Source organism: Bacteroides muris (ex Afrizal et al. 2022) (genome assembly GCF_004793475.1).
Classification (GTDB): domain Bacteria; phylum Bacteroidota; class Bacteroidia; order Bacteroidales; family Bacteroidaceae; genus Bacteroides; species Bacteroides muris.
The window spans coordinates 1-15,297 of sequence record NZ_SRYZ01000015.1; the positions used below are offsets into that span (position 1 = coordinate 1).

Annotated in this window: 13 protein-coding genes; 9 read left to right on the forward strand and 4 right to left on the reverse strand. The window is 49.1% G+C overall.

Features of this window, described 5'->3' with window-relative positions; all coding sequences use genetic code 11:
• The first annotated feature begins 33 nt into the window (after positions 1–33).
• Complete coding sequence (locus E5355_RS08485; RefSeq protein WP_057250113.1) at positions 34–345, forward strand: helix-turn-helix domain-containing protein; 312 nt, start codon at positions 34–36, stop codon at positions 343–345.
• A gap of 53 nt (positions 346–398) precedes the next feature.
• Positions 399–704: a helix-turn-helix domain-containing protein gene (locus E5355_RS08490; protein ID WP_005858513.1), complete on the forward strand. Its 306-nt coding sequence runs from the start codon at positions 399–401 to the stop codon at positions 702–704.
• A gap of 340 nt (positions 705–1,044) precedes the next feature.
• On the opposite strand, the gene E5355_RS08495 is transcribed toward E5355_RS08490, so the two are convergent.
• The 4 genes from E5355_RS08495 to E5355_RS08515 form a co-directional block, all read right to left on the reverse strand.
• Positions 1,045–1,419, reverse strand: coding sequence for a hypothetical protein (locus E5355_RS08495; protein WP_136010002.1), 375 nt, complete (start codon positions 1,417–1,419; stop codon positions 1,045–1,047).
• A 21-nt stretch (positions 1,420–1,440) separates the two neighbouring features.
• On the reverse strand, positions 1,441–2,661 hold the full coding sequence (locus E5355_RS08500) for a site-specific integrase (RefSeq protein WP_136010003.1): 1,221 nt from the start codon (positions 2,659–2,661) through the stop codon (positions 1,441–1,443).
• Positions 2,662–2,676: 15 nt separating this feature from the next.
• Positions 2,677–3,906 carry a site-specific integrase gene (locus E5355_RS08505; RefSeq protein WP_136010004.1) on the reverse strand — a complete coding sequence of 410 codons (1,230 nt, stop codon included), beginning with the start codon at positions 3,904–3,906 and terminating at the stop codon, positions 2,677–2,679.
• Between the two features lie 294 nt (positions 3,907–4,200).
• Entirely contained in the window at positions 4,201–5,073 is an 873-nt protein-coding gene (locus E5355_RS08515; protein ID WP_136010005.1) for an acyltransferase family protein, read from the reverse strand.
• Between the two features lie 186 nt (positions 5,074–5,259).
• Here E5355_RS08515 and E5355_RS08520 point away from each other — a divergent pair, with 186 nt between their 5' ends.
• The 7 genes from E5355_RS08520 (at position 5,260) to E5355_RS08550 (ending at position 15,285) form a co-directional block, all read left to right on the forward strand.
• Positions 5,260–6,210, forward strand: a complete 951-nt coding sequence (locus tag E5355_RS08520) for a DUF5106 domain-containing protein (RefSeq protein WP_136010006.1) — start codon at positions 5,260–5,262, stop codon at positions 6,208–6,210.
• A 166-nt stretch (positions 6,211–6,376) separates the two neighbouring features.
• Entirely contained in the window at positions 6,377–7,063 is a 687-nt protein-coding gene (locus tag E5355_RS08525; RefSeq protein ID WP_136010007.1) for a DUF3575 domain-containing protein, read from the forward strand.
• 70 nt (positions 7,064–7,133) lie between these two features.
• Positions 7,134–8,369, forward strand: coding sequence for a hypothetical protein (locus E5355_RS08530; RefSeq protein WP_136010008.1), 1,236 nt, complete (start codon positions 7,134–7,136; stop codon positions 8,367–8,369).
• Positions 8,370–8,390: 21 nt separating this feature from the next.
• Entirely contained in the window at positions 8,391–9,287 is an 897-nt protein-coding gene (locus E5355_RS08535) for a FimB/Mfa2 family fimbrial subunit (RefSeq protein WP_136010009.1), read from the forward strand.
• Positions 9,288–9,299: 12 nt separating this feature from the next.
• Positions 9,300–10,355, forward strand: coding sequence for a hypothetical protein (locus E5355_RS08540; RefSeq protein ID WP_136010010.1), 1,056 nt, complete (start codon positions 9,300–9,302; stop codon positions 10,353–10,355).
• A 60-nt stretch (positions 10,356–10,415) separates the two neighbouring features.
• Positions 10,416–12,722 (forward strand): DUF4906 domain-containing protein, encoded by a 2,307-nt coding sequence (locus E5355_RS08545; RefSeq protein ID WP_136010011.1) that lies wholly within the window; start codon positions 10,416–10,418, stop codon positions 12,720–12,722.
• Positions 12,723–13,221: 499 nt separating this feature from the next.
• Positions 13,222–15,285 (forward strand): acetate--CoA ligase family protein, encoded by a 2,064-nt coding sequence (locus E5355_RS08550; protein ID WP_136010012.1) that lies wholly within the window; start codon positions 13,222–13,224, stop codon positions 15,283–15,285.
• The last annotated feature ends 12 nt before the right edge of the window (positions 15,286–15,297 follow it).

Consider the following 15,297-nt stretch of genomic DNA (forward strand, 5'->3'; position numbering starts at 1 on the left):
GCAAAAGAAACAGTAACAATAAAAAGTATGTATATGGAAATCGTATCAATTGAAAGAAAGACCTTTGAGGCGATGGTCGCCAAGTTCGACCGTTTCGTCAGTCGCATGGATGCCATCTGCCGGCGGCACGGAGAGAAGACAATGGGCGGGTGGATGGACAATCAGGACGTTTGCCGGATGCTCAACATCAGCCCACGCACATTGCAGACGCTTCGGGACAACGGGACGCTGGCTTACTCGCAGATAAACCACAAGACCTACTACCGTCCCGATGATGTGCAGCGCATTGTTTCCGTTGTGGAGGACAGGCGCAAGGAAGCAAAGTTCAAAGGAAGAACTATATAAACTTGATGAAATGAACGAAGTAAACTAACAATACTCACTAAATCCAAAGTAACATGAATGAACTGATTAACAAGGACAACGAGTGGATAATCCACTTCATGGGCAGTCTCGACCGTCTTTTGGACAGCTTCGAGCATCTGACCGCCAATTACCGCCCGACACTGAACGGTGAACGTTTCTTCACTGACAAGGAGGTGTCGGCACGGTTGAAGGTGAGCCGCCGAACACTTCAGGATTATCGCAACGAGGGGCGTATCGCCTATATCCAGTTGGGTGGCAAAATCCTCTACCGTGAATCCGACATCGAAAGGATGCTTGCTGACGGCTACCGTTCCGCCTATCGGCTGACAGGCACATGATTTTCTTGAAGGAGCGCGGTTTGCCGTCTGCCCTATGGTTGCGGAGCAATGGACTTTTAACATAAAGAAAAAAGGAATGGCTTACAGATGAAGCACCAATATCCTGCTTCGCCTGTAAGCCATTCCTTTCTATCTTCTGATTTCCCGCCAGTCGCTTGTTTCCGTTGCCGGATGCTCTAAAAGCGTGTGGCAGGCAGTGGCAAGGTTTTCGGGCCGAATACGCTCCACAGGAGGAAGATTCTGCCCGAAACGGCTTGCCGCCCGACCTTGCCAATGCCGTCAAAGCCACATGCTACCTTTGCATCCGTGCATCGGGAACGAGTGGCTGGCGGGATGAACCTCAACTATACCATCGGTTGTTATCCCTGCCACAGGAAACAAACAATGTAACCGGAGTTCCTCTCTTAGTGCCACTAATTTCATTTATTATAAACCGTCTGAACAAGACACTCTCTTTACTGCATATCCTGAATGCAACGGCTATAATCACTTCAATGTTATAGACATCGTAACTGATGCCATCCGATTGCTTGACATACTTCATCGTGTCAAATTTGTTCAGTTCCTTGTTCTTGTAAATGGTATGAATCGCCTTGCGGACATCGCATGAGAACACACCGAACAGGTCGGCTATCTCAAATTGTGTCATCCACACGGGTGCTGTCGGCATAATGACTACACCCGTTTCACTGATTGTTATTATTCCTCTGTCCATAATGTACTGAATTGATACTGTTTACTTATTGTTGTCTGTCTTTTCGCCGATAGATTGTATTTTCCTGCGTTCCATCAGCTTGTCCATATCTCTGGAGATTTTATCATCGGTTATCCGTGCATACCCCTGTGTCGTCCGGATATTGGAATGTCCCATCATTTTAGCGATGCTCTCGATAGGTATATCCGATGAAATCAGGAACGTACCGAAGCTATGCCGACTTTGATGATAGGACAAGTTGTCTTCTTTCCCTATGATTACACCCAGCTCATGAATCTCAAACCACAGGGCATCCCGATTGGGAAGCGGGAACACGGGATGTTCATCGTCAGTCGTGTTGTACAGCGACAATATCCGCTCCGCTATGGGATGCAGTGGAATGAACGCCTCTATCTTTGTCTTCTTGCGGTTGATGCGGATGTACCGCCTACCATCCGCATTCGTCCCGATATGATGTGGATGCAGGAGCATTATATCCACATACGCCAGTCCGGTCAGGGTCGAAAAGATGAAAGCCCGTCTTGCCAGTTCCATCCGCTTGTCATACATCGGGGTGGAAAGTATCTTCTTGAACTCCTCACGGCTGATATACCTGTGCCTTGCCTCCGGCTTGGTTTCATATTCCATTTCCTCACAAGGGTTCACGCGGATAATCTCCTTATCGACTGCCAGATACAGCAGGCGGTTCAACCAACGCAGGCAATGGTTGGTTTGGGAAGCCCCGAAATTCTTGCATCTCTTCAAAAACGCTTTGTAGGCTTTGCCGAAGTCTTCCGTGACTTCTTCAAGGCCTATGTCTTTCTTGCCCAAAGACATGAGATAATTTGTCAGGTACTTCTGGTAATACATTGAACTCCGATAGGAAGAAGTTGAGTCTATTTCCTCGGAATGTTTCTTCAAACGCTCCCTTTCCCATTCCCCCATTTGCAGGAGGGTCGTCGGATGGATGTTGTTCAAGGTGATATGGTTCTTCAGCATCTCCGCACTGACCACACCTTGCGATTTCAGTATCTCTAAGTAGGCTTCTTCCATCAGGCGCAGGTATTCCCGTAAACGGCTGTTCTCCCTTGCGGACTTTATCTCGTTCTTCCTGCCGTTCCAGTCTTCCGGTCTGCAATAAATTCCGGGACTGATGACGGTCTGTTTGCCGTCAATGGTTATACGACACAATACGGCGGTCGTACCGTCAGCCTTTACCTTGCTGCGGTTGATGTAGGGTAATAATGAAAATGTACTTCGCATATTATTCTTTAAGTGTTAAAGAGTGAGTTTGAAATCTTCGGTCGCTTTAATGAACTTGTCCATGTCCTCAAATAGTTTTTTCGGGCTTACACGGGCATATACCTGAGTGGTGGAGATATCGGAGTGTCCCAACATCCTGCTGATGGTCTCTATCGGAACGCCTGCTTCAAGCGTTATCAACGAGGCAAAGCTATGGCGGGCCTGATGGTAGCACAAGTCATCCTTGATTCCTGACAATGCCGCCAACGCTTTCATGTGCCTTCTGAGATTTGACCAGCGAAGTAAAGGAAACAAGGTTTCCCTGTCCTCACTATGGTACTTATTGATAAGCGCAATAGCTTCGGGCAATAGTTTTACGCTGGCACGGAGTTCGTTCTTCTTTCTGCGGTATTTCAGCCACAAAGCCCCGTCCTTATCCGTATATAAATTGGTATGTGTAATTGAAACGACATCTGCATAAGAGACTCCGGTATAGCATCCGAAGAGAAACATATCCCTTGCCAGCATGTGGGATTTGCGGTAAGCAGGTATTTCCACATCCCGGATTTTCTCAAACGATTCACGGTTTAATGCCCGTGGTGTCGTTTCAGTCTTCTTCGGCAAGGTAAAATGCTGGAAATGGCTCCTGTCGGCATACCCCTTCTTATAAGCCAGACGGCATATCTTCTTCAGGATGGCAAGATGATGGCGGACGGTATCTATCGCATATCCCTTGTTTTCCATAGCGAATGCTTGATAGTCGTGGATGAACTGTTCCGTCAGTTGCCCGAATGACAGGTCCTTGACCTTGTACTGATGCTCGATGAACTCTCCGAGGGTCAGACGCATATAGTGATAGCCGGGATAAGTTCCTTTCGCGCGGTCTATGCCGATACGGGCTTTGAGGTCGTCACAGACAACATCCGTCATTTTCATGAGAGTCATCTGTGTTTCCATGCTGCCTTGAAAATGATTCTTCACATCAGTGGCTTCAAAATCCACTTTACGACTCACAAGGCTGTTGAAAGCGTTGTTCACCGCCAACAGCAGTTTTTCAATCCTGGCATTGGTTTCCACCGCTTCCTTGCTCTTGCCGTTCAGACGGCTTTCACGGGGATTCCACAGTTCGGGAGTGCAGGACAGCTTAGATCCGAACTGCGCCATCGTGCGGTTCACGGTTATGCGTCCCATGATGGGAGCCTTGCCCGACTTGTCCAGTCCGCTCTTTTTGAGGTAGAGCAGCACCTTGAATTTTTCTACTTTCATACGCTTATATTTTTTAGTGCAAAATTACTTGCCGTATAAGCGTTCCTTGACATGCAAAACACTGTGTATGAGCGCAAATAAAACGGTGAGGGTTTCTTTTCATTGCCTGCCGTTACCTATTCCTGTTTCGGTAACTGCCCGGCTAACGGTTTGGTAACTGAACAACCTCAATATTCCGTTGCCGTTTGCATTTTCTCTACTTGGCAGAATGCTGAAATACCGTTCATTTCAAACGACTTACGTTTAATCTTTACCTCTCTGTGTTTCTTTGCATAGCCTATCACTTTTCACGGATTACGCCATAGCTATGCAGCCGTTAAGGGTAAAGAAGGTAGCAGTGACAAGGAACAGCATTCCTGTAGGGTCGAAGGCGAATACGGGTAGAAACGCCTTGGACAGAATGGTGAAAATGGGCGAGAAAAGGAGTATGACCAGCGTATTACGCCCTATAAAAAAGGTGAGCCACCGGACTTGTGCAGACAGATAATTGTAGATTGCCAACAACAGGCTGATGGAAAGCCAGGTGATGGCGACTCCTGCCAGAGTACCCCTATCCAGATTGGCGGGAAAACAGCATAGTATGACGAATGGGACAATGGCAAGAGGTGTGCCGCGAAAGACCTGTGTAAAACGAAGCCCGCTTTGGCTCACTATTATGCCGATAAGGAAATAGAGGGCATTGGAGAAGTTCATCAATCCTCCGCAATAGGAAAGGGCAAACAGGCAGACACCAGCCACAACCAGTCGGGAGACCACTGACAACCGTACATAGCGGAACGTGATGTAATAGATGAGGCTGCACAGAATCAGCGTATGCAGATACCAGTAAGGACCCATCGGATGAAGGAATATCTTGTCAATCAGTACGGCGGGAGTGATTTCAGCCACGCTTTCGCGTACGGGCAGGAAATGCGACATCACTGTGTAGGCTGCCTCCATACAAACATACGGAATGAAAATCCATAGGAACTTGCGGAGAAAGCTTCGGGCATCCTTCCGGTTGTTGGCCAGATAGCCCGAAATAATCAGGAAAGCGGACATGTGGAACGTATAGACGATTTGTTTCGCATACGGATACTTGTCGCCTATATGTACAAGGTGAAAAATAATCATCAGGATAATGAAGATACATTTCAGATAATCTATCTCTTTGACACGGTTTTCCATGAACGATGAGGTTTGCTAGTTGTATTTCAGGGCGTAAAGATAATATAAGTTGCACATAATTCAAGCTTCTTGGAACGTTTTGATAGATGTGAAATTCTCACTTTGGGCATCCGAAACGAAGAGTGTGAGCAAATAATTAGTATTTTTGCACCTGTTATTTATCTCGAAATTATCCGATTGTGAAAGATGAAAAAACAACTGTCTTATGCTCTTTTAATAGGGCTGGTTGCTTGTGCATGTGTACGTCCCAAGTCTGCTGAAACCGCTAAAGAACCGGTGGCTGGGCAAGACAGTACACAGAGTTTCGAACTGCCGGCCATTCCTGCTACCCTTACCTCTGTTGCCCAAAGAGAAGATTATCTGATTCGACATTATTGGGACCACTTTCCGATTGCCGCCCAGACAACAGTTTTTCCTTGTGAGAAAAAAGGAATAGAGCAAGCTTGGGTTAACTTCTGTTATTTGCTTCTTCCCTGCCCCGAGGACTATTCGGAAGCTCGTATCAAGGAAACTTTTCATAAATTTCTCGTCAATAAGGTTGTCCTCAAACATTTCATGGGGTTGGCCGATAAATATTGGTACGATCCAAACTCGCCCATCCGCAATGAAGAGTTTTATATCGCTATGCTCGAAACCATATTGCGTGCCCCGGTACTGACCGATACGGAGAAACTCGTTCCCGAAGCCCGTTACGAGCTGGCGCAGAAAAACCGGAAAGGCAGTCGCGCCATCGATTTTGTCTACACTCTGAAATCCGGCAAGCAGGGTACTCTACATGCACTCCGGTCGGACTATACCCTCTTGTTTATCAACAATCCCGGTTGCCATGCTTGCGAAGCCGTCATTTCCGAATTGAAAAGCTCCGCACTGGTGAGCCGCATGCTTGCCGACCATGAGCTCACCCTCCTTGCCATGTATACAGACGAAAATCTTTCAGAATGGAACGAACACCTTTCGGACTTTCCGAAGGAATGGATAAACGGCTATGATTCCGGACAGCTCATCAATGCCGGACAATTGTATGACTTGCGAGCCATCCCTACGCTTTATCTGCTTGATGCAGAAAAGAATGTACTGCTGAAGGATGCTCCTTTTGCACAGATAGAAGAGTATTTGATTCTTCATCCCGTTCTCTGATTCTAATTGCCATACGGCGAATCAGGAGCATCTGGAGAGGCTGTATATAGGTCGTTTTCTTTTTTTAAGAAAAATAAGCACTATTCATTTGTTTGCGTTGTATCAAATTAATAATTTTGCGACCGTTTTTAAAATTAAGCATAATAAATAGTAAAAATACGGTCTCATGAAGAGAAAGTTTTTGGTTGTTTTTATGTTGAGTTGCTGTATGGCGAACCCAGCGGTGTTGTATGCGCAAGAACAATCCGTACAGCATTTGAAAAGTGAAAAAAATGTTACTAGCCTGAGTGATGGCTCTCTCCACTTCGAAACGGAAGACTCGCTCAGAAAGAAGAAGCCGCGTGTGGCGGTGGGTACAAACCTGCTTTCATGGATAGGGTTTCGTCCGGACTTATCGTATACTACATACGGAGGCAATGTGTATGCTGAATATTATTGGGGAAAACGCTACTCTCTGAAGGGCACTTTTGCCTATTGCGAGCACTCTTACAAAGGAGGAAACCGTTTTCAGGGATTTACTTCCTATGTACTCGAACCGCGCTTCTGGCTCAAGAAAGACGAAGTGTACAAGGGTTTCTTTGTGGGTGTCTACGGTCAGATAGGAGACTTTAACGACCGCATACCGGAAGCCAACCATACCGGACATTTTCATAGCGAAGGCGTTTCGGCGGGCTATCTTCAGCCTGTCTGGAAAGGGCTTGCTGTAGAGTTGAATGTGCGTGCAGGTTATCGTCATTCCGATGTGAAGAAGTATGTGCTGAACGAAAAAGGCGACAGATGTCTGTGCCGTAAGTTCAAGAGGGATGAGTTTGTGTTGACGGGGTTCTGCCTGAATCTGCTTTATCGGTTCTGATGTATCACACTTGTTTTCGTGTTCCGGTGAAGACTTTGCGATAGAAACAAAATCAATTAGTTTTTTAGATATGAAAAGAATTTTTTATTCCGTTTTGGCGGTAATGATGCTGTGTTGTGCAGCGTGTACTCGTTCAGAAGAAGAAGGAGTATTGCCCGAGGGTGGCAAGTCGGGTCAAAAAGTATTTGTGAGAATTGAAAACGTACAAGTGCCTAAGGTACGTATGATAGAAGACGAAAAGAATGATAAGACAGAGAGCGCTGTGGAGTTTCAGAGTGGCTATCTGTTTTTCCTTACCCCAAAAGGACAGGTGAGAACCCATTACAGCATTGTGAGCAATGAGGAAGATGTGGATGATGAAGGACACAAGCTGTCGTTGAAGCAGATACAAGAGGGACATACGTTCACGGGTATCTCAGGAGATGTGTCCAAGGTCTATATCGTGGGTAATGTGACCAGTGATGAATTGAACGACCAGGATATTCATAGTGGAGACCTTCCTTTCATATCCGACATACACCTCAAGAAAATCTCTCTGGGCAACCAGCACGCAGACAACATGAATCATGTGGCACTTGCCGGCATAGAGGGGTTGACAGATGGAGGTGCAGGCATGAAGGAAGCCACGGTAACTTTGTCTCCCCTCTGCGCCCGTCTGGAGATAGGCAAGATTACGACCGACCAGACCATCCTTGATTACAAACTGGACGGTGTTTATGTGGCCGGATTCTATGAGAAAATGCCTTTGAATCAGCAGTGCGTCGAGTCTGACTGGGTATCTCCGGATTATGCGACCAGTGATGTGGAAGCTGAGTTGAAAACCTTTTATACCCGATATGGCTGGATGGCCGATTGCATTGAGTTTAGCAAGGTGCAGGAACAGACAGAGGACGGCCACAATGTTTATTCTTTCTATCCTGAGGCCACTCAGAGCAAGAAGTGGGCTTATCCGTTCTTTGCCATTGAAGAGCCTGCCGAAGGTGTGGAACCTTATAAAGGCCATCTGGGCGTTCACCTTCTCTTGAAACTGTCCGGGATGACAGTGAAACTTTATGACGAGACCACCAACAGCTGGGAAGAGAAAAAACTGGAAGGGGTACGTTATATCAATCTTAACCGGTTCGTGAGAAGCCATTCGGCCCATGCGGACGCTGTGAACTTCTACAATGGACATATCTACAAGATAGATGAAATCAAGTTTGGAACTACCAACCTCTCAGACAAGATTATGCCGACGGACGTAAGTGTCAAGGTTACGGTGAGTGTTGCTCCTTGGAAGATTGATAATATTTATCCTGCATTGTAAAAGGCAACGGTTCAGGTGCTTATGAAAAGAATATTGCAATTCTTGTTGTCTTTTCTCTCCTTGGCCTTGGGATGTGTTTCCTGCCTCACCGAGGTGGAGGTGGGTGGCTGCAACAATGCGGTCGTCAGGTTTGAATACATGGCCGACGGTGCGGAAGACTGTTTTGCAGAGTATATATCCGCCGTAGACTATTACATTTATGACGAGCAGGGGAGTCTGGTGATTGCTTCGCGACTGGACAAGAAGAATCTGGAACATTTCCAAGGATTCAAGTTGCGCCTGCCTCGGGCAGGTACCTATCAGGTGGTGTGTTGGGGAAACATAGGCAGGCAGAACATGGCTTCTGCCACCGAAACGCTTGCCGGTGCCCGTGTCTGCAACCGGGAGGTGGCAAGCGGTTCTTTGCCCGGCAGCAACGACCCGCTTTATCTGGGAAGTACCGCTTTCACTCTTGCCGATGTGGATGGCAGAAAAGAGACTGTACTTCGCTTCCATGCTGCGCATATTACCTTCAAACCTTATATTGTTTTCGCAGGACAGACCGTGGTGCAAGATACGGATTGTCCCTATGAGGTGAAGGCAGGAATGTTTCCGGCCGAGATGAGCTTTGAGGGTGAGGCGGCAGGTGAAGAGACACTGTTCATGCCCTCCATGGATGCCTTTCCGGAGCGGAATATGTATGGGGGAGTGTGCGAGTTGCCTCTTTTCGGGGAGGACACTCCGGCCGTAGTGATGGTGTTCGATTGCAAAAGCGGTAAGAAACTGGCGGAAGTCAGCTTGCAGAAGTACATGGCAGAACATGGCATCCACCTTGCAGGAAAAGAAGAAATCGTGATAGAGATGCTGATAAGCATATCGGGCACGAATGTAACCATAAAATTGCCGGTGTGGGAAGAAGACAGCATCTTCCCTGCCTGACGGAATAAAAATATGAAACAGATAGTTGGAATAATGACCCGGACGGTGCTGCTTGTTGTCTGGGGGATGATGGCCGTTGCTTGTGAACGTGGGGATGGCATTGATTCTGCCGACCCTCTTGTCGCTGTGGCAGTGCATACTCGGGCGGGAGAGACGGACGGAGACCGACTTTCACCGACTTTGCAGCAGGGCATTGTATTTGCTTACAATGCAGACGGGATTTTGGAAGGATGTGCTACGTTCGATGCCACTTCCACTATGGTGGCATTCAAGTTGCGCGAGGGGAAAAAGACTTTTGTCGTTGTGGGAAATCCCCGTGAAGAGCTGAAAAAGAAACTGGTGAGACAGGTGGGGGCTGCTTCGGAGGAAACACCCGGCACGATTGCTGAAACCGGTGACGAAACGGTTACGTCATGGACTAGCCCCTATCGCTACGAAAAGTTGAAAGGCGTGGTGGTAGGCTCCGACGACTTGGACTACATACGGACGAGCGGGCAAGTGCTGTTGTGGGGGGAGACGTGCACCGACGTACGGCAGAGCACCTCGGCGTCTGACACGCCGCTAAAGGTGGAAGTTGAAACATCAGCGGTGGTTTCCCGTCTGGAACTGTATGTACAGTGTGTCGCTCCTCTGCTGACGAAAGATGTTGTCATCACCGGAGTAAAGCTGGTGGATGTGCAGACGTCCGTGTTGCTGAACGGCAACAAGAATGCGGAAGCAAAGAAGGGCAATTTGGCATGTTCCACGCCCGATAACAGCGCTGTGTTCTCGGGTGGAGACGAGCCGCATTACAACGGTGAGGGTATTGATTTGTCAAAGCACTCGGCGGTGTGTACAGCCTATTCCTATCCGTCGAAGAATATGTATGTGGAGATGAATGTGAAGCTGAAAGGCAATGTAGGCGCGGAGACCTATAAGCTTTACGTGCGAAACCAGGAAGACGACGACAGCGAAATGCGTGCAGGGCATCTTTATAGGATGCTTGTGACGTTTGTGCTTGACGAGAAAGGGAAACTGACCGTCGCCGAGTGGCAGAACGTGAACAACGATTTTGTCATAGGCGGATGATATGTCTTCCTGTGTGTGGGATGATGAAGCGTTTATTTTCTGAATTCTGATGAACTACTTATGAAACCAGTTAATTATATATTGAACGTATGCTTGTTATGCATACTATGGGCATGTGCCGATGATGTTATCGGCCCCGGAACTCACGAGGCCGGAGAGGCCGGAATGGAAGAGGTGTCGTTGTCGTTATCGGTGCGTCCTGCCCGTGTGATAGGCAGGCTGCCGGACGACGGAACCGCATCGACACGTGTATTGGATGAGGCCAAGGAGAAGGCGGTGGATAACATCTGGGTATTCCAGTACGACTCCAAGGGCAACCTCATCGCCTTGCCCCGCTATTATGAGCCCGATGACCTTGACGATGTGAAGATAATGCTTCGTCCGGCTACTTCGAGTAAGGTGTATGTGCTGGCCAACCTGAACGATGACAAAGGCTTCGTGAGTGACAGTCTGGCCACTGAGGAACGCTTCTCGGAGCTGATGTTCAGTTTCGGGAAAGACGACCTGCACGATGAGGATGGCACCAACATGCTGATGCTGGGCAGTGCCACGCTCGACATCCTTCCCGGGCACACGAACAATTTCGAAATCTCCTTGGTACGGATGCTGGCCAAGATTACCTTCCGTATTGTCAAGAATGAGGAGGCAAATGCACTGAAAATCACTCGTGCAGAGGTGAAGAATATTCCCGCCGGTTTTCGCGCCGTGGCACCGGCAGCGGGTACGATATATCCCCAGAAACTCGATTCGGTGGTGGACTATACCATCAAGTCGCCGGCAGCGGATGTGGATTATGTCTGGTACATGCCCGAGAACATGCAGGGTAGTAACAAGAACACCGACCCCGAGAACAAGAACAGGAACGCGCCTGCCAACGCCTTGCACCTTCAGCTCTACGTTTCTTCCGAGGCCGATGGCAGTAACTATATATATACCATCTATCCGGGCATGAACACCGTGGACAACTTTGACGTGAAGCGGAATCATAACTACAACGTGAAGCTCAGCCTCACCTCTATCAAGACGGACAACCGCGTGGTGGCAGCACCCGCCAACTGCTACGTGATGAAGCACAACGCTTTCATCATGTTCGACCCTTATACACGTACCGAGACCGGAGGTGGCTGGAAATATACCGATTATGTGGACAAGAACAATCCGGACAAGGCCCTCCATGATGTGGACATTTTGTGGCAGACCGGTGACGGGACGCACTTTCCCATCGGTGACAATTCGAAAAAAGACCGGGTTTTCTTTGACGAGACAGAGCAGAAAGTGTGTGTAAGGAGCGGTGGCATTAACGGCAATGCCGTAATTGCGGCGCGCAATGCCAAAGGTGTCATCATCTGGTCATGGCACATCTGGGTGAACAATGAAGCTCCGGCACAGCTGTCGCATGCGGTGAAGTACACCACATACAGCTGGAACAGCAGCGGCATCAATACCGGTAAGCGTGTTCCGGGATACAGTTTCATGTCCTGCAACCTGGGAGCGGTGAGCACCAATGTGGGCGACATAGGTACCTTCGGCATGTATTACCAGTGGGGACGGAAGGACCCGTTCCCGCAAACGGCAAGAACGGATGGGGTCACTTTCTATGCGAATGCTTATCCGCATGTGCAGCATGTATATGACAACGAAGCGAAACTTCTGAATATGTCCAGCACGGCCGGTACGGGAGAACTGTTCAGAGCTGTCAAGGTAACTAAGGCTACGGGTAACATAGAACATTCCATACAGAATCCTACGGAGTTTATGGCGACCGTCACTCCCGGCTTGTTCCAGAATGGCGGAGAGAGTAGCGGACAACCCGGTCCGGGCAATGGAAGCACGCACGACCCGACATATTATATCAATGACGGTGACTGGTATTGGGGACATAACGACAAACTATGGGGTGGGGTTCCTTTTGACGAAGCCACTGTCAACTATAACAATGTAGTGGCCAATAACGGGGCTACGAAGAAGTCCCTTTTCGATCCCTGTCCCGCCGGCTGGATATTGCCTCGAAGCGATGCGTGGATGGGATTCACAAGCACAGGGCTGAACACCTCCACTTATACACAGCAGAATTATTCGAACCATGGTAGTGAGTATGCGCATCATGGTATGACGTTCTATATGCAGGCTTGGCGCAGCGGTCCGACTTCATTCTTCCCCCTCTGTGGCTGGAGAACCGGCGACGGCAGTTGCTTCGTGGTGAATGGGTGTGGAGGATACTACACCTCTGCGGCTTCTTACCACAATGCTTCTTCCATCTTCCATATCCATCCGGAGTTGGTGAACCCTTACGATTACGGTTACCAGTATGCCCGCCGTTCCTGCGCATATCCGGTGCGGTGCGTGCGCGAGGAGATGGACGAGTGATTCCTGTAAAGGGCCGTGGGTGCGCGGCAATAGAAAAGTGAAACCAGGCTTGCGGATATGCGTCCCGAAGTTGGGGATGTCTATCCCAAGGTTGGGGATGTCTATCCCAAGGCTTGGGATAGAACCGGCAGCCTGTCTTTATCATTTTTGCAACGAATACTTCAGGAGTTTATTGTCTGTATCTTGCAACTCTATTGCAAGTGTTTGTCAGGCGGGTAACCTATATCCTGTGGCAAGATTGCCGTTTTCTGGCAGAAGCCACAGCTCTTTCGTTGAAGGGAGTCAGAAGGAGTTAGGCCGATAGTATCGCTCTACATCAACATAACTATCGGCTTTAACTTCCGAGCCCGAAAGGCGATAACTCCTTCTAACTCCCTTCAATTTCCTTCAATGAAAAAGCCGTATGGAGCTAAGGCATATTTCTTCCTTTTCCGATTGTTTTTACGTATGGAAAATGTATATTTGTGCATGAATCACTAACTTAATGTAAGAACAGACTATGATAACAAGCCAATTGCTTCATCCGGCCAGCATCGTGGTGGTGGGTGCATCCAATAACGTGCACAAGCCCGGAGGGGCTATTTTGAAGAATCTGCTTAGCGGCGGATATGCCGGCGAACTTCGTGCTGTGAATCCCAAAGAGACCGAAGTGCAGGGCCTTGCCGCTTTTGCCGACGTGAAAGAACTGCCCGATACAGACCTTGCCATCCTTGCCATTCCTGCCGTCCTTTGCCCCGATGTCGTGGAAGTACTTGCCGCGGAGAAGCAGGTAAAGGCGTTCATCATCCTCTCTGCCGGCTTTGGCGAGGAAACTCCTGAAGGAGCTGCGTTGGAAGACCGTATACTGGAAACGGTAAACCGGTATGGAGCTTCCCTGATAGGCCCCAACTGCATCGGTTTTATGAACTCGTGGCATCATAGCGTATTCAGCCAGCCCATCCCGCAACTGCATCCGCAAGGGGTGGACCTGATTTCCAGTTCCGGTGCCACGGCGGTGTTCATACTGGAGAGCGCCGTGACCAAGGGATTGCAATTCAACTCAGTATGGTCTGTGGGAAATGCCAAGCAAATCGGTGTGGAGGATGTGCTGCAATACATGGACGAACAATTCAATCCGGAGACGGATTCCCGCATAAAACTTCTTTATATTGAAAGTATCGGTGACCCCGACCGTCTGCTGTTCCATGCGTCTTCGCTCATCAAGAAGGGCTGCAAGATTGCAGCCATCAAGGCGGGTAGCAGCGAGAGCGGCAGCCGGGCGGCAAGTTCGCATACGGGAGCCATTGCCAGCAGTGATTCGGCGGTGGAGGCCTTGTTCCGTAAGGCAGGTATTGTGCGTTGCTATTCGCGCGAGGAGCTGACGACCGTAGGTTGTATCTTCACACTGCCGGAACTGAAAGGGAAAAACTTCGCCATCATTACCCATGCCGGCGGTCCGGGAGTGATGCTGACCGATGCGTTGAGTAAGGGCGGACTGAATGTCCCGAAACTGGAAGGGCCGGTGGCGGAGGAACTCAAGAGCAAGCTTTTTCCTGGTGCAGCCGTGGGAAATCCCATTGATATCCTGGCCACGGGTACACCGGAACACCTGCGCCTCTGTCTGGAGTATTGTGAGGAGAAGTTTGACGATATTGATGCCGTGATGGCCATCTTCGGTACCCCGGGACTGGTGACCATGTTCGAGATGTATGACGTATTGCACGAGAAGATGCAGACTTGCAGAAAACCGATTTTCCCGATTCTTCCTTCCGTCAATACGGCGGGAGCCGAGGTTGCTGCTTTTCTGGCAAAAGGCCATGTGAACTTTGCCGATGAAGTGACTTTGGGTACGGCACTTTCGCGGATAATGAACGCCCCGCGGCCTGCCAATAATGAAATCGAGCTCTTTGGAGTGGACGTACCCCGCATACGTCGGATTATTGATTCCATTTCCGAGGACGGTTACATTGCCCCGCACCATGTGCAGGCGCTGCTTCGTTCGGCAGGCATTCCGGTGGTAGAGGAGTTTGTGTCCGACCGGAAGGAAGAGGTGCTTGCCTTTGCACGCCGGGTAGGTTTTCCGGTGGTGGCCAAGGTGGTAGGGCCGGTACACAAATCGGATGTGGGAGGCGTTGTCCTGAACATCAAGGGTGAACAGCATCTGGCGTTGGAGTTCGATCGCATGATGCAGATTCCCGCGGCGCATTCCATCATGGTGCAACCCATGCTGAAGGGTACGGAACTGTTTATCGGTGCCAAATATGAAGAGAAGTTCGGGCATGTAGTGCTCTGCGGTCTGGGAGGCATCTTTGTGGAGGTGCTGAAAGATGTGTCTTCCGGTCTGGCACCCTTGTCTTACGAGGAGGCTTACTCTATGATTCATTCCTTGCGTGCCTATAAGATTATTAAAGGTACGCGCGGGCAGAAAGGCGTGAACGAGGACAAGTTTGCAGAAATCATTGTGCGGCTTTCTACCTTGTTGCGTTTTGCCACCGAAATCAAGGAACTGGACCTCAATCCGCTGTTGGCCACTGAAAAGCAGGTGATGGCGGTGGATGCACGCATTCGGATAGAGAAAACGTGATTTTCGAAAGGT